This window comes from Streptomyces sp. WMMC940 (assembly GCF_027460265.1).
Classification (GTDB): domain Bacteria; phylum Actinomycetota; class Actinomycetes; order Streptomycetales; family Streptomycetaceae; genus Streptomyces.
Genome location: NZ_JAPZBC010000001.1, coordinates 4,652,062 through 4,674,878, shown reverse-complemented (window position 1 = coordinate 4,674,878; position 22,817 = coordinate 4,652,062). Strand labels below are relative to the sequence as shown.

The window sequence follows — 22,817 nt, the reverse complement described above, 5'->3', positions numbered from 1 at the left end:
TTTTGGGCCCAGAGCCGACCAATCAAGATCACTTACGGTTGGGCCCCGGGCGCGTTGTCCGTGACGGATGCGAGGATGCCTCCAGCACGGGGCCGTGGGGTCGGGAGAGCCCCCGTCCGTGCCGACCTGCCGGGTGGGGGGAATCACAGGGCGGCTCCCCTGCCGGGCACCCCGCGCAGAAGGGACCGCTGACGGCGATGCAGATCCGGCTGACCGTCCTCGCGCCGCGCAGCGGCCAGTCCTCGCAGGGCGGCGCGCGCGCGTGCGACGTGCTCGTCACGGCCCCGGCGGGCACGGCACTGGCGGCGGTCGCCTCGGCGCTGGCCGCGACCGTGTCGGGGCCGGAGGCGCCGTCGTCCGGGACGGTCGTGCTCTATGCGGGCCGGGAACGCCTCGACGCCCAGCGGTGCGCACTCGGCGAGCCGCCGCTCGTCGACGGGGCGGTGCTGTCCCTCCAGGCGCCCGCCGAGGACGAGGCGGCCGACCACGAGGGCGCGGCGGCGCGGACGCAGCTCCATGTGATCGCGGGGCCGGACGCGGGCGGGGTCCATCTGCTGCACGAGGGGCGCATCCGGATCGGGCGCGCCGCGGAGGCGGACGTACCGCTGGACGACCCGGACGTCTCGCGGTTGCACTGCGAGGTCACGGTCACGGAGGACGGCGGCGTCACGGTCGCGGACCTCGGCTCCACGAACGGCACGACGCTGGACGGCACGGAGGTCGGACGGCGGCCGGTCCGGCTGGGGCCCGGGGCACTGCTGCGCATCGGCGAGTCCACGCTCCGGCTGGCGGCCGCGCGGGCCTCCACGGGTTCCGTGGCGCAGGCTTCCCCGGGTTCCGGTTCCGGCCCGTCGGCCCCGGGCTCCCCGGCCCACGAAGTCCGTCGTCCCGTCACGGCACCAGACGGCGAGGGCCACCTGCGGGTGCGGCGCCCCGTACCGGGTCCCGCCCCGGACGCCGACCGTGCGGACCGGGTCCCGTCCTGGGCCCGGGCACGCGAGCAGCGGGCGGCGGCTCCCGGCACGGCCTCGGCACCGGCCTCCCTCCGGGACGACGACGCCCCGGACCACGGGCGGGGGCCGGCATCCACGGCCGGAGTCAGGGGCGATCACGGCGATGCCGGAGGGCGACCACCGATCCCGGACCCGCGCGGTACCGCGCCGGGCGGACGCCGTCCCACGGGCGTCCCGCCCACCGCGTACGCGAGCGGCGTCACCCGTCCGGACGGCCCGGACAGCGGGGACGCCGGGCGGGACCGTACCGGAGCCCGGGGCCACGCGGCCCCGGGCGCCGACGGCGCAGGCGCCCGCGGCCCCGGGCGCGCCGGCACTTCCCCGTACGGCGGGCGTCCGGCCACGGACGACGGGGCCGATGCCGGGAGCGGCGGCTTCGGCGTCGGCGGCCGGGCCCCGTACGGCGCGGAGGACGGGTTCGGCCCGGACCCGCACGGCGCTGACCCGACGGGACACGACGGACACCCCACAGACACCCGGGGCACCGCCGCGACAGACCCCGCACACCGCACGGCACCCGGCACGGACCCGACGCACGACCCCCGGCACACGGACGCTCCCCGCGGCCGGGCCCCGTACGGCGCGGAGGACGCCTCCGGCCGGCCCCCCGCCGCCGACGGCGCCACCACCCACGGCACGGGAGTCGCGGACGGCCTCGGGACCACCGGGGGCCGCACCGAGGGCCGGGACGCCGAGCGCGGCGGGCGGCGCAGACGCGGGATAGGCGCCTGGGCCCGACGGCTCGCCGGAGCCCGGGACGAGCCCGGTTCCCGGGAGGCGGGCGGTGGCGGGAGCCCGTCCCCCGCCGCGGAGCCCACCGCCGAGATCTGGCCCGATCCCGCCGCCGTGCTGCTGACCGCCCTCGGCCCGGGACCGCGCCTGTGGGAGCGCGACGCGGGCCACCCCGAGACCCTCGTCGTCCGCCTCGGCACCGCCGACCGCGCGGACACCCCCGCCGTGCCCGTCACCGTCGGCCTGCGCGAGGCGGGATCCCTGGGGCTCGCCGGGCCGCGGGCCCGGCTCATGGGGCTCGCCCGTTCCGTCGTCGCCCAGGCCGCCGCCCTCCACTCGCCCGCCGAGCTGGAGATCGTGCTGATCAGCACCGACCGCGCCAGACCGCTGGAGGAGCGCAGAAAGGCGTGGGGCTGGCTCGGCTGGCTGCCGCATCTGCGGCCGGGCCACGGCCAGGACTGCCGACTGCTCCTCGCCTACGACCGCGACCAGGCCAACGCCAGGACCGCCGAGCTGACCCGGCGGCTGGACGGCGGGCCGCTCGGTCCCGGCTGGCCGAGCGCGGACCGCAGGGCGGTCGAGCGGGCGGCGACCCGCCACACGGGACCGCGCACCCTCGTCGTGCTCGACGGCGACCCCGGTTCCGCCGCACTGCGTGAGACCACGGCACGCCTCGCCGGGGGCGGCCCGGCCGCCGGCATCCATCTCGTCTGCCTCGCCGAGACCCCGCCCGCCTCCCCGCTGTCCCCGGTGGCGGCGACGTACGAGGAGGCCTGCGCCGCGTCGCCGGCCTTCCGGGAGTGCGGCGCCGTCGGACTGCTCAGCGGCGATGTGGCGACGGCGCTGCGGCTGCTGCGTACGGCCGGGGGGCATCCCGCGGGCCACGGCACGGTCGCGACGGTGGACGCGGTCTCGGCGGCATGGGCCGAGCGGTTCGGCCGTGCCCTGGCGCCGCTGCTGGCCGAGGGGGAGGCCCCGGCGCACGGCCGGGCGGTGGCGGCCCCGCTGCCGCAGTCGGCGCGGCTGCTGGACGAGCTGGGCCTGGCCCGGGCCACCCCGGCGTCGCTGATGGCCCGCTGGGCGTCGGCCACTCCCGGTACGGCCGTGCTGGGCGCCGGCCCCGGGGGACCGGTCGCCGTCGACCTCACCTCGGAGGACCCGCACCTGATCATCGAGGGCCCCGCGGGCAGCGGCCGTACGGAACTGCTCCGCGCGATCGCGGCCTCGCTGGCGGCCGGCGGCCGTCCGGACCGGCTCGGGCTGCTGCTCGTGGACGGCGCGGGAGGCGAGCGCGGTGAGGGCCTGGCGGCTCTGACCGACCTCCCCCACGTCACCGAGCACCTGGTCGCCTCCGACCCCCTGCGGATGCGTGAGTTCGCCCAGGCGCTCGGCGCGGAGCTCAAGCGTCGGGCGGAGCTGCTGGGCCGGGAGGCGTTCGAGGAGTGGCACACGCGCCACGAGGTCTCCGAGCGGCTGGTCGGCCAGCGCCCGCCCAGCGCCGCGGAGTCCCGCCCGGAGAGCCGGTCCGGGCCCGGGGCCGACGCGCACGGCGATCTGGACCCGCCGCCCAGCGGCACGCTCAGACTCCGCCCGGCCGGCGGCCGGGCGAGGACGGACGCCCCGGGCACGGGGGCGCCCCGGCCGCTGCCCCGCCTCGTCGTCCTCGTCGACGACTACGACGCCCTCGTCGCCCCCGCTCTCGGCAGTCCTGGCCGCCCCGCGGCGGGCTCCGTCGTCAGGGCGCTGGAAGCGGTGGCCCGCGACGGGCAGCACCTCGGCGTCCATCTGGTCGCGACGTCCGCCCGCCCCGACCGCACGGCGGACACGGAGCTCGCCCGCAGCACCCGGCTGAGGGTGGTGCTGGACACGCCGCCCGCGGCGCCCGGCCCGGAGGACCCCGCACCCGGGCGCGGCAGGCTCGGACACCCGGACGGAGGGGTGACGCCGTTCCAGAGCGGTCGTGTGACGGGCCGTATCCCGCGGACGGCGACCCTGCGGCCCACGGTCGTGGAGCTGGCCTGGGAGCGGATGGGCGACCCGCCGGCCCGCAGGCCCGTGCGCGAACTGGGCAACGGGCCCACGGACCTGGCCCTGCTCGCCAGCGCCCTGGACCGTGCGGCCCGCTCCGTCGAAGCCTCCCCGGTCCCGCCGCTGACACCCGCCCGCCCCTGACACCGGAACCGCGGCGGGCGGGGCACGGGCCTCACAGGAGCCCTGACAGCACGTCACGAGCCCATCACGATCACCCAGTTGACGGCGGAGGCGGTATTGCCTCACCCCTCCCCCGGGCGTAGACCTGAGCGCACGGACGGATCGGGCGTGGCCTGCGTCACAGCTGCGCCCCTTCGCAGGCGCGGGAGAGACGGGGCAGTGATGCGCACAACTCGCACAGCTCGTACGGCTCGGACGACTCGCAGCTCCGCCGTGGTGGCCCTGGCCGCACTGGGCGCGCTCACCCTGGCCGGTTGCGGCGGTGGCGGCGCGGACGGCGACGGAGGCGCGGACGCGACCCCGGGCTCCGAGTCCTCGGCGACCGTCGAGCTGCCGAGGCTGGACGGCCAGAAGATCGAGGTGGCGGCGGTCTGGACGGGGCCGGAGCAGGAGAACTTCAGGAAAGTCCTCGACGAGTTCGAGAAACGCACCGGGGCGACGGTCACCTTCGTGCCCGCGCAGGACCCGATCGTGAACTTCCTCGGTACGAAGATCGCCGGTGGCAGCCCGCCGGACGTCGCGATGCTGCCCCAGGTCGGCGCCGTCAAGCAGGCCGTGGACCAGAAGTGGGCCAAGCCCCTGGGCCCGGCGGCCAAGGCCGAGCTGGCCAGGAACTACGCCAAGGGCTGGCAGGACCTCGGTTCCGTGGACGGCACTCCGTACGGCGTGTACTTCAAGGCCGCCAACAAGTCGCTGGTCTGGTACAACAACGCGGTCTTCGAGAACGCGGGCGCCTCCGTGCCGAAGACCTGGAAGGACTTCCTGAAGACAGCCGAGACGATCTACGCGTCCGGCGTCACCCCGGTCTCGGTGGGCGGTGCGGACGGCTGGACGCTCACCGACTGGTTCGAGAACGTCTATCTCTCCCAGGCCGGACCGGAGAAGTACGACCAGCTGGCCAGGCACGAGATCAAGTGGACCGACCCGTCCGTCGCTCGGGCACTGACGACCCTCGGCCAGCTGTTCGGCAAGCCGGAGCTGATCGCGGGCGGGGCGAGCGGCGCGCTGCAGACGGAGTTCCCCAAGTCGGTCACCCAGACCTTCACCGGCGGCGACCAGCCCAAGGGCGCGATGGTCTTCGAGGGTGACTTCGTGACCGTCAACATCGCGCAGACCGACGCGAAGATCGGTACGGACGCCAAGGTGTTCCCGTTCCCGGCGGTCGGCGACCGGGCCCCGGTGGTGACGGGCGGGGACGCGGCGGTGGCGCTGAAGGACACCGAGGGCGCCCAGGCGCTGCTGACGTTCCTCGCCTCACCCGACGCGGCGAGGATCTGGGCCGGGTCCGGCGGCTTCATCTCGCCGAACAAGTCCCTGGACGTGGCGGCGTACCCGAACGACGTGCAGCGGGACATCGCCAAGGCGCTCATCGCCGCGGGCGACGACTTCCGTTTCGACATGTCGGACCAGATGCCGCAGTCCTTCGGCGGAACGCCCGGCAAGGGCGAGTGGAAGGCTCTCCAGGACTTCCTGAAGAACCCCAAGGACGTCACCGGCACGCAGGCGCGGCTTGAGGCCGACGCCGCCAAGGCGTACGGGAACTGACGCCGCGATGACGTCCCCCGAGACGTCCGCCGGCGAGGCGGAGGGCTCCGCCGCGCCCTCCGCCGCCGGGGGCGGCGTGCGCAGGAGCGTGACCGGCACCAGGGGTCTCGTCGCGGCCGGCTTCCTGCTGCCCGCGCTGGTGCTGCTCGGCGCGCTCGTGGTCTACCCGATCGGGTACTCGGTGTACCGGTCCTTCTTCGACCGGTCCGGCGGCGGCTTCGCCGGTCTCGGCAACTACGTCGAGATCTTCACCGACGACACCATCCTCACCGCCGTCAAGAACAACGCGATCTGGGTGGTCGTGGCGCCGACCGTGGCGACGGCCCTCGGTCTGATGTTCGCGGTGCTGACCGAACGGGTCCGCTGGGGCACGGCGTTCAAACTGGTCGTCTTCATGCCGATGGCGATCTCGATGCTCGCCGCGGGCATCATCTTCCGGCTGGTGTACGAGCAGGACCCGGAGCGCGGTGTCGCCAACGCGGTGTGGGTGGGCGTGCACGACACCTTCTCCGAGTCGGCGAGCTTCCCCAAGGCCCGCCCGAGACCCGGCCATCCGCTGAGGCCCGCCGGGGGCGGGGCGTTCGTCACCGAGCAGCCGGTCCGCGCGGGCAGTCCGGTGCGGCTGCCGCTGGTCGGCGTCCCGGCCGACAGGCTGCCGTCCGACGCCCGGCCCGCGAGGACGGCACCGGCCGCGGCCGACGGCCGGATCACCGGCACCGCCTGGCTCGACTTCACCCGGGGCGGCGGCGGCACGGTGAACGCCGTCGACGCCGGGGAACCGGGCCTGAAGGGCATCGCGATCGAGGCGGTCAAGCACGGCAGGGTCGTCGCCACGGCCAACGCGGCGGCCGACGGTACGTTCTCGCTGCCGAAGGAGGCTGACGGCGCGGTCCTCCGGCTGCCCGGGAGCAACTTCCGGGAGCCGTACGACGGCGTGGACTGGCTGGGCCCCTCCCTCGTCACCCCGGCCATCATCGGCAGCTACCTCTGGATGTGGGCTGGCTTCGCCATGGTGCTGATCGCCGCGGGGCTGGCGGCGGTGCCGCGCGAACTCCTGGAGGCGGCACGGGTGGACGGTGCCAACGAGTGGCAGGTCTTCCGGCGGGTGACCGTCCCGCTGCTCGCACCGGTCCTGGCCGTCGTCCTGGTCACCCTGATGATCAACGTGTTGAAGATCTTCGACCTGGTGTTCATCATCGCGCCAGGCTCGGCACAGGACGACGCCAACGTACTGGCGCTCCAGCTGTACCGCTCGTCGTTCGGCACGGACGCGCACCTGGGCGTCGGCAGCGCCATCGCCGTACTGCTCCTGCTGCTGGTGATCCCGGTGATGGCCTTCAACATCCGCCGGATCCGAAGGGAGTCGCGCCGATGAGCACCGACAGCGCGGGCACCTCCGCAACCGCCGGTCCCTCCGCGGGCCCCGCCGCCCCTACCGGCCCCGTCCGGGCCGGGCCGTCGCTCGCCTCCCGCATCGCGGCCCGCACGGGCGGCGGGGTGCTGCGGGTCGTCCTGGTCCTGGTGGGTCTGTTCTGGCTGCTCCCGACCGTGGGACTGCTGCTCTCCTCGTTGCGTTCGCCCGCCGACATCAGCGCGAGCGGCTGGTGGGAGGTGTTCACGGAGCCGGCGCAACTGACCACCGAGAACTACGCGCGGCTGCTGCGGAACGAGACGATCACCGACTCGCTGCTCTCCACGATCACGATCACCGTGCCCGCGACGGTGCTGGTGGTGGTGATCGGGTCACTCGCCGGGTACGCGTTCGCCTGGATGGACTTCCCGGGCCGCGACTGGTGGTTCCTCGCCGTGGTCGGGCTCCTCGTCGTCCCCGTGCAGGTGGCGCTCGTGCCCGTGTCGAAGCTGTTCGGCACGATCGGCATCTTCGAGACGACGACGGGTGTGGTGCTCTTCCACGTAGCCTTCGGACTCCCGTTCGCGATCTTCCTGCTGAGGAACTTCTTCGCCGAGATCCCCAGGGAACTGCTGGAGGCGGCGCGGCTGGACGGTGCCGGCGAGATCCGGCTGTTCACCCGGGTCGTCCTACCGCTCGGCGGGCCGGCCATCGCGTCACTGGGCATCTTCCAGTTCCTCTGGGTGTGGAACGACATGCTGGTCGCGCTGATCTTCGCCGACTCCGAGTCGCCGCCGATCACGGTGGCGCTCCAGCAGCAGGTACGCCAGTTCGGCAACAACATCGACGTCCTGGCACCGGGGGCGTTCGTGTCGATGCTCATTCCACTCGCGGTGTTCTTCGCCTTCCAGCGCCAGTTCGTCTCGGGGGTGATGGCGGGCGCGGTGAAGTGACCGCACGGCACTGCACCGCACTGCACCGCACCGGTGGCACCGGTGGCACCGGTGGCACCGGGTGGCACGGAACGGTGCACAACGGGATCCGCCGCCACGGGCCCGCACGCACGGTCGCCGTATCGGCCGGGTGTGCGGGCTGGTGCGCGAGCCGCCCGCACCACATCCGCGCCCCACCCGCCCCACATCTGCCGGCCAACGCCCCGACACCTTCGGGCACTAGGACCGGGGTGGCAGCCTTCGTCGTTCCGAGAGAGAAGACGTTCATGTCCCAGACGAGCGCACAGGTGCAGTTCCCCGACCGGTCCACGACGCCCACCGGGGACGAACTGCCCCGGCCGGCCCGGCTCGACGATGTGAAGGGGTGGTTCCGGCCGGTCGACCAGCTGCTGTTCGACTGGTTCCTGAGCCATCAGCGGGACCGCGGGCACGCGGGCGATCTGCTGGAGCTCGGGGCCTACCTGGGCAAGAGCGCGATCTTCATGGGCTCGTACCTGCGGCCCGGCGAGGAGTTCACGGTCTGCGACCTCTGGGACTCGCCGGCGCCGGACGCGTCCAACAGCGCCGAGATGGACCGCTCGTACGCCACGCTCACCCGTCGCGCCTTCGAGGCCAACTACCTGTCCTTCCACGACGAGCTGCCGCACCTCGTCCAGGCACCGACCTCGGTGATCACCTCCCGGGTCCGCGCCGCCAGCTGCCGCTTCGTCCACATCGACGCCTCACACCTGTACGAGCACGTCCACGGCGACATCCTGGCCGCCGAACGGCTCCTCACCTCCGAGGGCGTCGTCGTCTTCGACGACTTCCGGGCCGAGCACTGCCCCGGGGTCGCCGCCGCCGTCTGGGGTGCGGTGGCGACCGCCGGGCTCACACCGCTGTGCATCACCGGGACCAAGCTGTACGGCACCTGGGGAGACCCCGGTCAGGTACGCGCGGAACTGCTCGGCTGGCTGGAGACCCGTACGGACCTCTGGCACGGGGTCGAGGAGGTCGCCAGCGCTCCGCTGGTCCGCATCGACGGCCGCAGGGCCGAGGCCCCGGAGCATCCGCGCTCGCGCCACCGGGCGGAGTCGGTCACCGACGCTGCGGGGGCCGACCGGTCGGCGCCCGCACCGGCTGCGAGCCCGGCTCCCGCCTCGCCACGCCCCCGGACCGGACCGTCGCGCGTCCGCAGGCTCGTCCGCGACCTGCTGCCCCCGCTGCTGACCCGCGCGCTGGTGCGGACCCTCCGCCGAAGCGGGTAGCCGGGGACGGGGGCAGGGGCGTGCCGCGGCCGGCGCCGGACGGCCCGAGCGAGCGACCGCGCCGCCTCCCGCGAGTCCACGGAGCGCTCCTGGGTGTCCGGGCGCCCGGACGTCCAGGCATCCAGGCGTCCAGGCGTCCAGGCGTCCAGGCGTCCAGGCGTCCAGGCGTCCAGGCGTCCAGGCGTCCGAACGGGAACGGCGGGCACGGCGGAGCGACCGCGCCCTGAGGCGTCAGGAGTACCGCGCGGGCCCGGGAGAGCGGCCGACGAGGCGGAAGGGCGACTCCCGGGAGCGCCCGGCGCGGCGCGGCCCGACGGGGGCCACGGCGACCACGAGTCCGTCGGCGCCGTCGGGGCACACATCCAGCCGGTACGGACGCATCCCCCGCAGACCGTGGACCTGCCGGGCCACGGTGCCGGGTGCCACGGCGGCCGTGTGCCCGGTCCCCGGCAGCACCGTGCTCAGCCCGATCCGGGTGCGGCCCGGGGGGAATGCCTCGGCGGGGATCCGCACCTCGATCTCCGTACCGGCTCCGTCGGATGCCGGCCGCAGCAGGACGCGGCCGGCATCCGGGCTGCCGGTGAGCCGGACCGGGCGCACGCCGAGGGCCCCGAGGTGCGGCAGCGGGGTACGGGCGGTGACGACGAGCGTGTGACGGGCGGTGCCGGCGCGCCGCCAGTCCGCGGAGACGAGGTCGGTGCGCAGGGGTGGTACGCCGTGCGAGGCCTCGTAGCGGAGCACCGAGACCAGCCCGGCCTCGTCACCGGCGCGCACGTACGAGAGCCGTAGCCTGAGCCCCGGCCGCAGTCCGGCCAGTACGGCGTCCCCGAGATGGTCGGCGACCAGCCTGCGGACCCCGGCGAACACCCGGCGGCGCACCGGTTCCGGCGCCCTGAGAAAGGCGGGACCGGTCAGCACGTCGCCCTCGTGGGCGAAGTGCCGCAGGTGGAAGCCTTCGCCGAGGGGCCCGGGCCCGGTGAAGCGCGCCGTGACGGCCATCGCCGCGGCGGTCCCGCGCAGCAGGTCCTCCAGGCCGCCCGGCTCCCCGGCGGCGGCGGTCAGAGCCGCCCGGGAATGGCGTCCCTCGGGGCCGGGGCGGCGACCGGGGCGCGGACCCGGGAGACCGGCGAAGCGGAAGTCGTAGTCGGCCAGCACGGCGACACCGCGCGACCGGAAGAGCGCTTCGAGGGTGAAGGCCTGCTCGGCCAGACCGGCCGGCACGTCCTCGGCGAACCGCAGCCCGTGGCGCAGCAGCGGCTCGCGGCGGAACAACTTGGCGGCGGACAGCTCCCACGGCAGCCCGGGCTCGTCGAGGGGGACGCGGTGACGGGTACGGGCGAACACGCCCGCGCCCGAGGCCGCGGTCCTGGCGCAGACGACGTCGGATCGGTGGCGGTCCGCCGCGTCGACCAGCCGGGAGAGGGCTTCCCGGCCGAGGAGGTCGCCCGCGTCGAGGAAGAACAGATAGCGCCCGCGTGCGCGTGCCAGGGCCTGATTGAGGGTGCCGGTGCGCTCGACGGTGAGGGGTTCCGTCCGCAACCGGGACCGGGTGGCATCGGAGGGTGCCCGGAGCCGACCGCTCGACGACGTCGGTCCTACGTCGTACGGCGACGCCGACGGCCATGACGAGGGCGGCCACGACGAGGGCGGAGCCGCAGGTGCGTCCGGCAGCGGCTGCGCCGCCGGCAACCGGTGCACACCGCCCGCCGGCAACGGGTGCTCACCCTGCGACGGCGGTGCCCCACCGTCCGGGGGGCGCTCGGCCCCGTCCGCGACCAGTACCTCGATCCGGGTCGCACCGATGGTCTGGCCCGCGAGGGAATCCAGACACCGGCCGATACCCCGACGGCCTTCCTCCCGGACCGCGACGACGACGGTGACCTCGGGTGCATCCCTACCGTCCGGGTCCTCGGGAACGGCCGGGATGCCTGCGTTGCTCGATGAGCTCATGGCGCGTCCTCCACACCCGCGGGCACTCCGCGCCCGCCGCCACAGCAACGACCCTCTCCCGGCGGGGGCTACGCGTCGCGGGGTCGATCACCCACCCGGTGGAGCGCGTGCTCCGGCGCGCGGCGGGGTGAGGTACGCGAGCTCCCCGCAGGCGCCGAGCCGGACGCGCTCGGGCGGCGTGCAGGCAGGAGGAGACATCAGCGCACGGCCGCTCGTGATAGGCACCGTACCCGCCACGCGGAGGACGGCGCGCCGAACGGACCCCCGGCGGCCGGACGCGCTCGGGCGGCGTGCAGGCCGGAGGAGACATCAGCGCACGGCCGCTCGTGATGGACGCCCTACCCGCCACGCGGGGCACGGCGCGGGGACGGGGTACGGCGGGCGCGGGGAACGGACCCCCGGGCGGCCGGACGTTCCGTCGGGCGGCGTACACACCACCGGTGCGCCGGACCGGCCACAGCGGCCGGCCGTACCCGATACGCCGGACCCGGCCGACTCCTCGGGCGCCGAACCCGCCCCCGCGCGTCAGTCGCGGGTGAGAGCCGCGACCACCGATGCGGCCAGATCGTCCAGGTACCCCTCGGGCAGATCGCCGCGCACGACCACGAGCCGCCAGTACAGCGGGCCGAGGATCAGGTCCAAGGCGCGGTCGGTGTCGGCCGTCTCCGGGAGCTCGCCCCTGGCCACCGCGTCCCGGACGACGACCGCGGCGACGCCCTGCCGCCCGTCGAACAGGGCGGCCCTGATGGTGTCGGCGATCTCCGGGTTGCGGGCCGCCTCGACCAGCAGGTCGGGGATGACCTGGGAGGCGACGGGGTGGCGCAGCGCGTGCGAGGCCACCTCGAGCAGGGCGCGGACGTCCCCGTACAGCGAGCCGGTGGCCGGGGCGGGGAGGCCCTGCGCGGCGAAGGCCGAGACCAGGTCGAGGACGAGGGAGAGCTTGGACTTCCAGCGCCGGTAGACGGCGGTCTTGCCGACGCCCGCCCGGCGGGCGATGCCCTCGATCGACATCCGGGCGAAGCCGACCGTGGCCAGTTCCTCGAAGACGGCGGCGCGGATCGCCTCGGTCACGTCCTCCCGGAGCACTGCGGCTCCCGCGGGGGCACGTCGGGTGCGGGGGTCCGTGGTCATGCCCAGGAGCATACCCGTGACGACGAGACGGTTGCGTTGCGACGTCGATCGTCCTAGTCTCGCCCGTAGCGACGATACGGGTCCGTCCCAACGCTGACGTTTCGGCCGTGCCCTGCCTCCGACCCCGGCGAAAGCGAGCGAGTGACCAGCGTGAGCAGCCAGACGATCACCCCGCCGCAGGCGCCACCGGCGGAATCCCCCACCCTCGGCGAACTCGCCGCCCGGCACGGGCTGACCGTGAGCGGCGCCCGGCCGCCGCTCGGCAGGTACATCGCGCAGCTCTGGTCCCGGCGACACTTCATCACCGCCTTCGCCACCGCGCGGCTCACCGCCCAGTACAGCCAGGCGCGACTCGGCCAGGTCTGGCAGCTGATGACCCCGCTGCTCAACGCGACCGTCTACTACTTCGTCTTCGGCGTCCTCATGGACACCGCGAAGCACGTCCCGGACTTCGTGCCGTTCCTGGTGACGGGCGTGTTCATCTGGACCTTCACGGCCAACTCCGTCACCGCCGGCACCCGCGCGATCTCCGGCAACATCGGCATCGTCCGGGCCCTGCACTTCCCCCGCGCCGCACTCCCCATCGGGCTCGCCCTGCAACAGCTCCAGCAGCTGATGTTCTCCATGGGCGCCCTGGCCGTGATCCTGATGTGCTTCGGCGAGTTCCCGACGTTCTCCTGGCTGCTGGCCGTGCCCGCCCTCGCGCTCCAGGCCGTCTTCAGCACCGGTATCGCGATGGTCGTCGCCCGCCTCGCCGCCCGCACCCCGGACATCGCCCAGTTGATGCCGTTCCTGTTGCGCACCTGGATGTACGTGTCCGGCGTGATGTGGAGCATTCCGATCGTCCTCAAGCACATGGAGTTGCCCGGGGCGGTGGTCCTGGCCCTGCGGTGCAACCCCGTGGCCGTCTACATCGACCTCGTGCGCTTCGCGCTCATCGACAGCTACACCAAGGCCCAGTTGCCGCCGCACGTCTGGGCACTCGCCCTCGGCTGGGCCGTGCTCCTCGGAGTGGGCGGCTTCGTGTACTTCTGGAAAGCGGAGGAGCAGTACGGCCGTGGCTGAGGCAGCGATCGACCGCCCGGCGGGACCGGCGGACACCACCCCGGCCGGGGGTACCGGGGCCGGCAGAACCCCGACCGTCGTCGTGGACGACGTCCACATCACGTACGGGGTCAACGGCGCGAGGACCGGCCGCGGTGCCGCCACCGCCGCGCTGAGCCGCATCCTCTCCCGCCGCCCCCGCCGGGACGGCGGCCGTGAGGTCCACGCCGTCAAGGGCGTCAGCTTCGCCGCCTACCAGGGCGAGGCGATCGGGCTGATCGGCTCCAACGGCTCGGGCAAGTCCACCCTGCTCAAGGCGATCGCCGGTCTGCTGCCCACGGCCCGGGGCCGGATCTACACCCATGGCCAGCCGTCGCTGCTCGGGGTCAACGCGGCCCTGATGGGCGATCTGACCGGTGAGCGCAACGTCGTCCTCGGCGGCCTCGCGATGGGCATGACGCGCGACGAGGTCCACGCCCGCTACGACGAGATCGTGGACTTCTCGGGGATCAACGACAAGGGCGACTTCATCTCGCTGCCGATGCGGACGTACTCCTCCGGCATGGGCGCCCGGCTGCGCTTCTCCATCGCCGCCGCCAAGAGCCATGACGTACTGCTGATCGACGAGGCGCTGGCCACGGGCGACGCCGGATTCCAGCGACGGAGCCGAGAGCGGATCGACGAGCTGCGCGAGGAGGCCGGCACGGTGTTCCTCGTCAGCCACAGCAACTCCGCGATCACCACCACCTGCGACCGGGCGCTGTGGCTGGAGTCCGGGACGTTGCGGATGGACGGCCCGGCGAAGGAGGTCGTCGCGGCGTACGAGGCCTTCACCAGGAAGAAGTAGCGAGGAGTCCCGGCTCGGCCCGGCCGCGGTCTGCCTCGCCTCCCGGCACACCGGCCAGCGGCCCGTCGCGCTCCTGCTGCTGCCGGCGACCGCGCCGAGCACGCTCGCGTACCCGGTGCCGTACCAGGACGTCGTCGACGTCACCCCGGTCGGCAGCGGGATCGTCCTCGCCGGCAACGTCCTGCTCCTCGCCGCCGCGGAGCTCTCCGCCGCAGGCCGTGGACGGCCACGGTGTGACGTGGACGAGGGCGCCCACCACGACGGTGGACGCCCCCTTCACCCGTTCGGCGAAGCCGGTCAGCTCGGCGTGCGAAGCAGCTGCCGCATCGTGCGCATGGCGACCGAGAGGTTCGCCAGGTCGAAGGTGTCCGATCCCTGGATCTCCTCCAGCGTCATCCGGGCACGGCCCAGGATCGACGCGTTCTTCCCCTCCCACGCCTTGAAGCGCTGCTCCGGCGTCGAGGCCCCGTTGCCCACGGCGAGCACGTCCGCGGTGAGCGCGGCGTGCGCGGCGTACAGGTCCTCGCGGATGGAGGCACGGGCCATGGACTGCCAGCGGTCGGCCCGCGGCAGCTCGATGATCCGGTCCATCAGCTCGGTGATCCGCAGCCGGTCGGCCAGGTCGTAGTAGACCTCGGCGACGGCGAGCGGGTCCTTGCCCGTGCGGTCCGCGATGGCCACGATGTCGAGCGTCGGGAAGGCGGAGGAGAATCCGGCGACCCGCGTGGCCAGCTCCTCCGGGACACCGGCGGCCGTGAACTCCTCCAGCAGCCCCTCGTACCACTCCAGGTCGGCACCGCTGAGCATCTTCGGCAGCTCGGCCCAGACCTGCTCGACGCGCGACGCGAAGAAGTCGATCGTCTCCGTCAGCTCCAGCGGCTGCGGCCGGTTGCCGAGCAGCCAGCGGGTGCCGCGCTCGACGAGACGGCGCGAGTGCAGTCGCATCCGGGTCTGGACGTCGGCGGCGACCTTGGTGTCCAGCGCCTCCACGGCGTCCCACACCTCTCCGAGGCCGAAGATCGCGCGGGCCGCGGTCTGCGCCCGGACGATCTCCTCGACCGACGCCCCGGTCTCCTCGCGCAGCCGGTGCAGGAAGGTCGAACCACCCGTGTTCACCGTGTCGTTGACCAGGACCGTCGTGACGATCTCGCGGCGCAGCGCGTGGCCGTCGACCGCCTCGGGGAACTGCTCCCGCAGCGGCTTGGGGAAGTACGCGTGCAGCAGGCCCCGCAGATACGGGTCGTCCGGCAGCGAGGTGCCGATCAGCTCCTCCGCCACCGTGATCTTGGTGTAGGCGAGCAGGACGGCGAGCTCGGGCTGCGACAGGCCGTGCCGGTTGTTGAGCAGCTCGCGGATCTGCCGGTCGTTCGGCAGGAACTCCAGCGCCCGGTCCAGCGCGCCCTCCCGGCCCAGCCGGCGCATGAAGCGCTGGTGGGCGTGGAGCAGGCTCGGCGACTGGGCGACGGCGTTCGCCAGGGCCACGTTCTGCGCGTAGTTGTTGCGCAGGACCAGCCCGCCGACCTCGTCGGTCATCTCGGCGAGCAGCTTGTTGCGCTGCTTCACGGTCATGTCGCCCTCGGCGACGAGGCCGTTGAGCAGGATCTTGATGTTCACCTCGTGGTCGGAGGTGTCCACGCCGGCGCTGTTGTCGATGGCGTCGGTGTTGACCCGGCCGCCGCCGCGTGCGAACTCGATGCGGCCCAGCTGGGTCAGGCCCAGGTTGCCGCCCTCGCCGACGACCTTGACCCGCAGGTCCTCGCCGTTGACGCGGATGGCGTCGTTCGCCTTGTCGCCGACGTCGGCGTTGGACTCGCCCGACGCCTTGACGTACGTGCCGATGCCGCCGTTCCACAGCAGGTCCACCGGCGCCTGCAGGATCGCCTTCATCAGCTCGGCCGGCGTCAGCTTCGTGACCCCGGGCTCGATACCGAGGGCCTCGCGGACCTGCGCGTTGACCGGGATCGACTTGGCGGTCCTGGGGTGGATGCCGCCGCCCGGCGACAGCAGCCCGGTGTCGTAGTCCGCCCACGAGGAGCGGGGCAGCTCGAACAGCCGGCGGCGCTCGGCGTACGAGACGGCCGCGTCCGGGTCGGGGTCGATGAAGATGTGGCGGTGGTCGAAGGCCGCGACCAGCCGGATGTGCTCCGAGAGGAGCATGCCGTTGCCGAACACGTCACCCGACATGTCGCCGACGCCGACCACGGTGAAGTCCTCGGTCTGGGTGTCGTGCCCGAGCTCGCGGAAGTGCCGCTTGACCGACTCCCACGCACCGCGGGCCGTGATGCCCATGCCTTTGTGGTCGTAACCGGCCGAACCACCGGAGGCGAAGGCGTCGCCGAGCCAGAAGTTGTAGGCGATCGCGACCTCGTTGGCGATGTCGGAGAACGTCGCCGTGCCCTTGTCGGCCGCGACGACCAGATATGTGTCGTCGCCGTCGTGGCGCACCACGTCGGGCGGCGGCACGACCTCGCCGCCCACCATGTTGTCGGTGATGTCGAGCAGCGCCGAGATGAACGTGCGGTAGGAGGCGATGCCCTCCGCCAGCCACGCCTCGCGGTCCACGGACGGGTCCGGGAGCTGCTTGGCGACGAAGCCGCCCTTGGCGCCCACCGGCACGATGACGGTGTTCTTCACCATCTGCGCCTTGACCAGGCCGAGGATCTCGGTGCGGAAGTCCTCACGCCGGTCGGACCAGCGCAGACCGCCGCGGGCGACCTTCCCGTAGCGCAGGTGCACGCCCTCGACGCGCGGTGAGTACACCCAGATCTCGTACGCCGGGCGCGGCGCCGGCAGGTCCGGAATGGCCTGCGGGTCGAACTTCATCGACACGTAGCTGTGCCAGGTGCCGCCGCCCGCCTCCTGGAAGAAGTTGGTGCGCAGCGTGGCCTTGATCAGGGTGAGGAAGGAACGCAGGATCCGGTCCTCGTCGAGCGAGGCGACCTGGTCCAGCGCGGCGTCCAGCTCCTCCAGCAGGGCGTCCGTCAGCTCGGTGCCGGCCCGCTGGCGGTCCGGGGCCATCCGGGCCTCGAACAGGTTGATCAGCAGCCGCGTGGTGTGGACGTTGTTGAGGAGCGTGTCCTCCATGTAGTCCTGGCTGAAGGTGGACCCGGCCTGGCGCAGGTACTTGGCGTATGCGCGCAGCACCATCGCCTCGCGCCAGGTGAGCCCGGCACGCAGCACCAGCGAGTTGAACGTGTCGTTCTCGGCGGCACCGGTCCACACCGCCGAGAACGCGTCCTGGAACCGCTCGCGGGCGTCGTCGCCCAGGTACTCCCCGCCGTTGCCCGGCGCGGTCGGCATCCGCAGACCGAAGTCGTAGACCCAGCCGTGGGTGCGGTCCGCACAGCGCAGCTCGTACGGGCGCTCGTCGATGACCTCGACGCCGAGGCGGTTGAGGACCGGCAGCACCGACGAGAGCGAGACCTGCTCGCCGAAGCGGTAGATCTTGAAGCGACGCTCCCCGGGCGCGGCCCCGACCGGCTCGTAGAGGGACAGCGAGAAGTCCTTGCCGGACCGGGTGAGCTGCTCCAGGTGCACGAGGTCGGCGACGGCGGCGCGCGGCGAGTGGTCGGCCTTGTAGCCCTCGGGGAAGGCGCTGGCGTACTTGCGCGCCAGCTCGGCGGCGCGCTCCTCGCCCAGTTCGGCGTTGAGCGCCTCGGCGAAGCCGTCGGCCCAGGAGCGGGCGGCCTCGGCCAGCCGGGCCTCCAGTCGCTCCTTGTCGACGTCGGTGAGGTGGGTCAGCTCGGTGCCGGACGGGACACGGACGACGAAGTGGAGCCGGGTGAGCACCGACTCGGTGCTCATGAGGGTGAAGTCGACGCTGGTGCCGCCGAGATCCTCCTTCAGGATCCCGGTCAGCCGCTCGCGGACGGTGGTGTTGAAACGGTCGCGCGGCAGGTAGACCAGGGCCGAGTAGTAGCGGCCGTACTCCTCCTGGCGCAGGTAGAGCCGCAGCCGGCGGCGCTCCTGCAGGTACAGGACGGAGGTCACGATGGAGCGCAGCTCGTCGACGGGCGTCTGGAACAGCTCGTCGCGCGGGTACGTCTCCAGGATCTGCAGCAGGTCGCGGCCGTCGTGGCTGTGCGGGGAGAAGCCTGCGCCGTCGAGGACCTCGGTCACCTTGCGGCGGATGACCGGGACGCGGCGCACGGACTCGGTGTACGCGGCCGACGAGAACAGTCCGAGGAAGCGGCGCTCGCCGATGACGTTGCCCTCGGCGTCGAACTTCTTCACGCCGACGTAGTCGAGGTAGCTGGGGCGGTGCACGGTGGCCCGGCTGTTGGCCTTGGTCAGGATCAGCAGCTTGTGCTCGCGGGCCTTGGCCCGGGCGTCGGCGGGCAGCCGGTTGAACGAAGGACTCACGGGGTGGCCGTGGGCGTCGTCGCCGGTGTGGTGCGGGTCGGAGCGCAGGATGCCGAGGCCGGTGCCCGGGACGGCGGACAGCGCGTCGCCGTCCACCAGGTTGTACTCGCGGTAGCCGAGGAACGTGAAGTGGTCGTCGGAGAGCCAGCGCAGCAGTTCGCGGGCCTCGTCGACCTCCTCCTCGCGCAGATCGCCCGGAATGGGCTCCTGCGGCAGCTCCTCGGAGATCCGCAGCGCCGCCTCCCGCATCTTCTCCCAGTCCTCGACGGCCTCGCGGACGTCGGACAGGACGCGCAGCAGGTCGGCGGTGATCTGCTTCAGGTCGGCCCGGTCCGTCTCCCGGTCGATCTCGACGTGGATCCAGGACTCGACGAGGGCGTCGTGCGGCAGTGCGGCGCCGGTCGGCTCGCCGCTGAGGACCTCGATCATCTTCCCGGTGACGTCGCGGCGGACCACGATCTGCGGGTGGATCACCACATGGATACCGCGGCCCTGGCGGGACAGCTCGTTGGTGACCGAGTCGACGAGGAAGGGCATGTCGTCGGTGACGACCTCGACGACCGAGTGGCTGGAGGTCCAGCCGTTCTCCTCGACGGTCGGGGTGTGCACCCGGACGTTGGCGGTGCCCTGCGGACGGTTCTCCGCGAGGCGGTAGTGCGAGACGGCTGCTCCGAAGACGTCGACGGGGTCGCGGTCGGTGAGGTCCTCGGGTGCGGTGTGCAGGTAGTAGCGCTGGAGGAACGCGAGGATGTGGTCCCGGTCAGGGCGCTCCCCGCTGTCGGACCCAGTCGGAAGTTGCCCCCCGCCCGGGCTGTGCTCAGCTACCCGGGCCGCCCTCTCGAGCAGCTCGGCCTTGGCTTCGTCCAGCTTGGTCTGCATGTCCTCTGGCTCCTGTCGCGCGCCGTTGCGTGACGTAGGTGGAAAAGATGACACGACGCCACGACGCGGGGTCTCCGCTCGGTGTCGGCGCTGTGCCGGGATGAGAGATGTCCGGACCGTGATCGGCCGATGTGGGCGTCGGGCCCGGGAGATGACCACGCGGGTCCCGAACGAACTCGGGTCCGCGGGGAAGATCAGCTCGCACCCGGCCGCTGTGGCGCACCGGGCGCGGTCCCCCAGCTTCCGCTGGGTGGTGCCTCCAGGGGGCTTCGCTGCCCCCTCGGCGTATCGCGCTGATCACGCGTCCAAGGCTATCGCCCCGCACCCCCGACCCGTCATGAGCCGTATGTGTACAAAAGCGGGGCCGGAAGTTTGACACTCTGGACAGCGACACGCGGCCTCTTGGCAAACTGCCGCGCGCGGGGCAGGTTGACCCTTGAAGGGCCCAAGGCCGACAAATCCATACAGGGAGCATGAGCCATGAGCGTGAAGATCCTGATCGTCACCGGCGACGCAGCCGAGTCCCTGGAGGTCCTCTACCCGTACCAGCGACTGCGCGAGGAGGGGTACGAGGTCCACGTCGCGGCCCCGGCACGCAAGAAGCTCCAGTTCGTCGTCCACGACTTCGAACCCGGTTTCGACACGTACACCGAGAAGCCGGGCTACACCTGGCCGGCCGACCTGGCGTTCTCGGAGGTCGACCCGGGAGACTACGCCGCGATCGTCATTCCCGGCGGGCGGGCTCCCGAGTACCTCCGCAACGACCCGGAGCTCCGCAAGATCCTCAAGTCCTTCTTCGACGCGGACAAGCCCGTGGCGCAGATCTGCCACGGCCCGCTGCTGACGGCGGCCACGGGCAGCCTCACGGGCCGCAGGGTGACGGCCTACCCGGCACTGGAACTCGACATGCAGGCCGCCGGCGCCTCCTTCCAGGACACCGAAGCGGTCGTGGACGGCACCCTGGTCTCCTCCCGGGCCTGGCCCGACCACCCGGCCTGGATGCGCGAGTTCCTCCAGGTGCTGCGGGCGAAGGCACCCCTGGGCTGAGGGCCGGCGCGGCACCGGGCAGTGGTTACGGTGCCGGAACCTCCCCGGTCCCGCGGCTGCCCGGTGGTGCCGCCTCGGGGCGGACGCGGGCTCCGGGCGGGGAGCGTGCGTGAGGCGGCGCGCGGGACGGCGCAAGGGGTACCGCGCTACGGGCCGGTGCGCGGACGGCGGCGCATGCGGTACCGCGCTACGGGCCGGTGCGCGGACGGCGGCGCATGCGGTACCGCGCTACGGGCCGGTGCGGTTGCCGTACGGGGCGGCCGCGTGGACGGCCGGAGGGGGGCCCGAGGACCCCGCGGCTACCCCACCAGTTCCTCGGCGACCTCGACCGCCTCCGCGAGGCTGTCGACGACCGGCACGCCCGCCGCCCGCAGGCTCGCCCTGCTGTGCGAGCCCCCGGTGTAGAGCACCGCCTTCGCCCCCACGTGCGCCGCCGCGAGCGCGTCGTCCGCCGCGTCGCCGACGACCACGATCCGCTCCGGTGGCACGTGCTCCATCGCTGCCAGGTGCCTCACCATGTGCTCCGCCTTGCCCGCGTGGGAGGCGCCCACGCGGCCGTCGACCCGCACGAAGTGCTCCTCGATCCCGTGGCGCCGCACGATCGGTATCAGGTGCTCGTGCGGGGCCAGCGACAGCAGCGACTGCGTACGACCCGACGCCTGGCGGGCGGCGAGCAGTTCCGCCGCCCCGACGGTGAGCAGGCAGGTCTCGGCCAGCCGCCAGTAGTGCCTGTGGAAGACCGCGTCCATGGCCGCCCACTCCTCGTCCGTGGGCAGGCGGCCCATCAGCCGCTCGTAGAACCGGGGCACCGGCACGCAGTACAGCTCTCGGTAGCGCTCGAGCGTGATCGGGCCGAGCCCTATCTCGGCGAACGACGCGTTCGTCGCCTCGATGACCGTGTGGATGTCGTCGAGGAGTGTGCCGTTCCAGTCCCAGACCACGTGCGCGCTGTGCTTCCCCATGGCAGGCAACGGTACCGGCTGGGTCCGACAGCCATCGACGAGCGCGGGCACGGGAGGGACCCAAGCGCCGGAGGCGGCCGCGAGTACCGCGGCAGGACGGCCGGACGAACCGGGGGCGCCCGGTACGCAGGGGACGGTCCCGGCGGCTTCCCCGCCGGGAGCGCGCCCGGCCTCAGTGGACGAGGCCGGGAATCTCCTGCACCCCGTACCAGAGCAGCTCATGGTCCTCCGCTCCGTCCACGATGAACTGAGCGTCGTCGTCGCCGTGGTCCGCCGCCCCCAGCGCGTCCGCCGCGGCGGCCACGTCCCGCTCCGCGTCCTGGGAGTCGACGTGCACCGACGCCGCCTTCGCCAGCGGCACCGCGGTCGCGATGCGCACTTCGCCCAGCGAGGCCGACCCGAGCCCCGCCGCCGGGTCCGCGACCGCGGCGTTGTCCGGGACGTCGACGGCCACGACCACCCGGCGGCGCGGCGTCCCGGGGTCGCCCGCCAGCGATCGCAGCGACGCCGCCGCGGCACGGTTCAGCGCGGCGTACTCCAACTCCTCGATGTCGTCGGAGACGTACCACTCGCGCAGGGCGGGCGTCACCGCGTAGGCGGTCACCGGCCCGGGCCCGATCTCGCCCGCCTTGTGCGCCTGTGCGAGACCGGGGAGGGTCAGGGGAACGTAGACGCGCATGGTGGCCGCTTTCGTCGTCGGGTGAGCACCCAAGGATACGTGCGGAGTACCCCTTCGGGCTGCCCTGCGCCCCCTCCCGGACGTCGACCTCGGATGACCGGGAGGACTTCCGAACCGCACCGTTCCGGGCCCCGGAACCCGCCCATCACCCTGATAGGTGAATCTCGGCAGCCCGCCCCGGGGACGCTGAGGTCGTTGCGGCCGCCGACCGTCACCCCGTACAAGATCCCCACCGAGAAGTTACTTGTGAGTATCGAAGGGGCGACCACCATGCAGCACACCTCGCCGGGGACGCCGGGGACGCCGGGGACGAGGACGGGCACGGGGACGAGGCCCGGGAACCGCCACGACAGCCGCGCGCCCGGCCGCCGCGCACCGCGACGACCCGCGTCACCCGGGCCGCGGCCCTCCACGGGTGGCCGTTCCCGCCTTCCCCGCTACTGGTTCGCGGAACGGCTGCTCGCGGTCCTCAGCGGCCACCGGCCCGTCCACTGGATGCTCGGCCACACGATCGGCCGCGCCTACGAACAGCTCGTCCGGCTCGCCCCCGCCGCTCCGCTCAGCACCAACGGACTGCGGCCCGTGCTGCGCCACTGCGACGAGTACGTCCCGCGGCCGGGCGTCATCGAGGCCTTCGCCAGGATCACCACGGGCGACCGGGTGCGTGCCATGGCCTTCCGCCTCGAACAGGGACCCGACCTCCGCTGGCGCTGCGCCGCCGTGGAACTCGGCGGCGAACGCCTCACCGCCGGGGTCTGACCGCCGGCGGGTTCCTGGTCGGTCTTCGCGCGAGGCCCGGACACCGGTCCGTGCCCGCCCGAAGCCGGACGCCGGGCCACGCCCGCAGGGCACAACGCCCGGCAA

The 22,817-nt window shown here is 73.3% G+C and carries 15 protein-coding genes; 9 read left to right on the top strand and 6 right to left on the bottom strand.

The genetic code is table 11. From position 1 onward, the window contains the following. Positions 1 to 197 precede the first annotated feature (197 nt). The 5 genes from O7595_RS20525 (at position 198) to O7595_RS20505 (ending at position 9,052) form a co-directional block, all read left to right on the top strand. On the top strand, positions 198 to 3,917 hold the full coding sequence (locus O7595_RS20525) for an FHA domain-containing protein (protein ID WP_269730112.1): 3,720 nt from the start codon (positions 198 to 200) through the stop codon (positions 3,915 to 3,917). Between the two features lie 201 nt (positions 3,918 to 4,118). Continuing rightward, the gene (locus tag O7595_RS20520; protein WP_269730111.1) at positions 4,119 to 5,501 is read left to right on the top strand and encodes an ABC transporter substrate-binding protein; all 1,383 of its coding nucleotides are present in this window, start codon (positions 4,119 to 4,121) and stop codon (positions 5,499 to 5,501) included. A gap of 7 nt (positions 5,502 to 5,508) precedes the next feature. After that, the gene (locus O7595_RS20515) at positions 5,509 to 6,876 is read left to right on the top strand and encodes a carbohydrate ABC transporter permease (RefSeq protein WP_269730110.1); all 1,368 of its coding nucleotides are present in this window, start codon (positions 5,509 to 5,511) and stop codon (positions 6,874 to 6,876) included. Further along, positions 6,873 to 7,805 (top strand): carbohydrate ABC transporter permease, encoded by a 933-nt coding sequence (locus O7595_RS20510; protein ID WP_269730109.1) that lies wholly within the window; start codon positions 6,873 to 6,875, stop codon positions 7,803 to 7,805. The genes O7595_RS20515 and O7595_RS20510 overlap by 4 nt, the downstream gene beginning before the upstream one ends. A gap of 266 nt (positions 7,806 to 8,071) precedes the next feature. Continuing rightward, complete coding sequence (locus O7595_RS20505) at positions 8,072 to 9,052, top strand: class I SAM-dependent methyltransferase (RefSeq protein WP_269730108.1); 981 nt, start codon at positions 8,072 to 8,074, stop codon at positions 9,050 to 9,052. Positions 9,053 to 9,283: 231 nt separating this feature from the next. On the opposite strand, the gene O7595_RS20500 is transcribed toward O7595_RS20505, so the two are convergent. Beyond that, positions 9,284 to 11,002 carry a glycosyltransferase gene (locus O7595_RS20500; protein WP_269730107.1) on the bottom strand — a complete coding sequence of 573 codons (1,719 nt, stop codon included), beginning with the start codon at positions 11,000 to 11,002 and terminating at the stop codon, positions 9,284 to 9,286. A gap of 525 nt (positions 11,003 to 11,527) precedes the next feature. Further along, a complete protein-coding gene (locus O7595_RS20495; protein ID WP_269730106.1) occupies positions 11,528 to 12,133 on the bottom strand; it encodes a TetR/AcrR family transcriptional regulator in 606 nt (201 codons plus the stop codon). Between the two features lie 150 nt (positions 12,134 to 12,283). Between O7595_RS20495 and O7595_RS20490 the strand changes: the two genes are divergently transcribed. Next, the gene (locus tag O7595_RS20490) at positions 12,284 to 13,198 is read left to right on the top strand and encodes an ABC transporter permease (protein WP_443071676.1); all 915 of its coding nucleotides are present in this window, start codon (positions 12,284 to 12,286) and stop codon (positions 13,196 to 13,198) included. A 7-nt stretch (positions 13,199 to 13,205) separates the two neighbouring features. Further along, on the top strand, positions 13,206 to 14,024 hold the full coding sequence (locus O7595_RS20485; protein WP_443071850.1) for an ABC transporter ATP-binding protein: 819 nt from the start codon (positions 13,206 to 13,208) through the stop codon (positions 14,022 to 14,024). Here O7595_RS20485 and O7595_RS20480 read toward each other — a convergent pair. Together O7595_RS20480 and O7595_RS20475 are read right to left on the bottom strand one after the other, a co-directional pair. Further along, positions 14,008 to 14,304 carry a hypothetical protein gene (locus O7595_RS20480; RefSeq protein WP_269730105.1) on the bottom strand — a complete coding sequence of 99 codons (297 nt, stop codon included), beginning with the start codon at positions 14,302 to 14,304 and terminating at the stop codon, positions 14,008 to 14,010. The two genes, O7595_RS20485 and O7595_RS20480, sit on opposite strands and share 17 nt — an antisense overlap. A gap of 17 nt (positions 14,305 to 14,321) precedes the next feature. Continuing rightward, the gene (locus O7595_RS20475) at positions 14,322 to 19,265 is read right to left on the bottom strand and encodes an NAD-glutamate dehydrogenase (RefSeq protein WP_269730104.1); all 4,944 of its coding nucleotides are present in this window, start codon (positions 19,263 to 19,265) and stop codon (positions 14,322 to 14,324) included. Between the two features lie 480 nt (positions 19,266 to 19,745). On the opposite strand from O7595_RS20475, the gene O7595_RS20470 reads away from it, so the two are divergent. Continuing rightward, positions 19,746 to 20,312, top strand: a complete 567-nt coding sequence (locus O7595_RS20470; protein ID WP_269730103.1) for a DJ-1/PfpI family protein — start codon at positions 19,746 to 19,748, stop codon at positions 20,310 to 20,312. 299 nt (positions 20,313 to 20,611) lie between these two features. Here O7595_RS20470 and O7595_RS20465 read toward each other — a convergent pair whose 3' ends face one another. After that, positions 20,612 to 21,274, bottom strand: a complete 663-nt coding sequence (locus O7595_RS20465) for an HAD family hydrolase (RefSeq protein ID WP_269730102.1) — start codon at positions 21,272 to 21,274, stop codon at positions 20,612 to 20,614. 172 nt (positions 21,275 to 21,446) lie between these two features. Further along, the gene (locus O7595_RS20460) at positions 21,447 to 21,953 is read right to left on the bottom strand and encodes a DUF6912 family protein (protein ID WP_269730101.1); all 507 of its coding nucleotides are present in this window, start codon (positions 21,951 to 21,953) and stop codon (positions 21,447 to 21,449) included. A 270-nt stretch (positions 21,954 to 22,223) separates the two neighbouring features. Between O7595_RS20460 and O7595_RS20455 the strand changes: the two genes are divergently transcribed. Continuing rightward, a complete protein-coding gene (locus O7595_RS20455; protein ID WP_443071849.1) occupies positions 22,224 to 22,712 on the top strand; it encodes an Rv3235 family protein in 489 nt (162 codons plus the stop codon). Positions 22,713 to 22,817 lie beyond the last annotated feature (105 nt).

What these genes read in the sequence shown, in the direction of transcription:
- O7595_RS20525 (WP_269730112.1), top strand. Translation starts at nt 198, where the DNA reads ATGCAGATCCGGCTGACCGTCCTCGCGCCGCGCAGCGGCCAGTCCTCG.
- O7595_RS20520 (WP_269730111.1), top strand. Translation starts at nt 4,119, where the DNA reads ATGCGCACAACTCGCACAGCTCGTACGGCTCGGACGACTCGCAGCTCC.
- O7595_RS20515 (WP_269730110.1), top strand. Translation starts at nt 5,509, where the DNA reads ATGACGTCCCCCGAGACGTCCGCCGGCGAGGCGGAGGGCTCCGCCGCG.
- O7595_RS20510 (WP_269730109.1), top strand. Translation starts at nt 6,873, where the DNA reads ATGAGCACCGACAGCGCGGGCACCTCCGCAACCGCCGGTCCCTCCGCG.
- O7595_RS20505 (WP_269730108.1), top strand. Translation starts at nt 8,072, where the DNA reads ATGTCCCAGACGAGCGCACAGGTGCAGTTCCCCGACCGGTCCACGACG.
- O7595_RS20500 (WP_269730107.1), bottom strand. Translation starts at nt 11,002, where the DNA reads ATGAGCTCATCGAGCAACGCAGGCATCCCGGCCGTTCCCGAGGACCCG.
- O7595_RS20495 (WP_269730106.1), bottom strand. Translation starts at nt 12,133, where the DNA reads ATGACCACGGACCCCCGCACCCGACGTGCCCCCGCGGGAGCCGCAGTG.
- O7595_RS20475 (WP_269730104.1), bottom strand. Translation starts at nt 19,265, where the DNA reads ATGCAGACCAAGCTGGACGAAGCCAAGGCCGAGCTGCTCGAGAGGGCG.
- O7595_RS20470 (WP_269730103.1), top strand. Translation starts at nt 19,746, where the DNA reads ATGAGCGTGAAGATCCTGATCGTCACCGGCGACGCAGCCGAGTCCCTG.
- O7595_RS20465 (WP_269730102.1), bottom strand. Translation starts at nt 21,274, where the DNA reads ATGGGGAAGCACAGCGCGCACGTGGTCTGGGACTGGAACGGCACACTC.
- O7595_RS20460 (WP_269730101.1), bottom strand. Translation starts at nt 21,953, where the DNA reads ATGCGCGTCTACGTTCCCCTGACCCTCCCCGGTCTCGCACAGGCGCAC.
- O7595_RS20455 (WP_443071849.1), top strand. Translation starts at nt 22,224, where the DNA reads ATGCAGCACACCTCGCCGGGGACGCCGGGGACGCCGGGGACGAGGACG.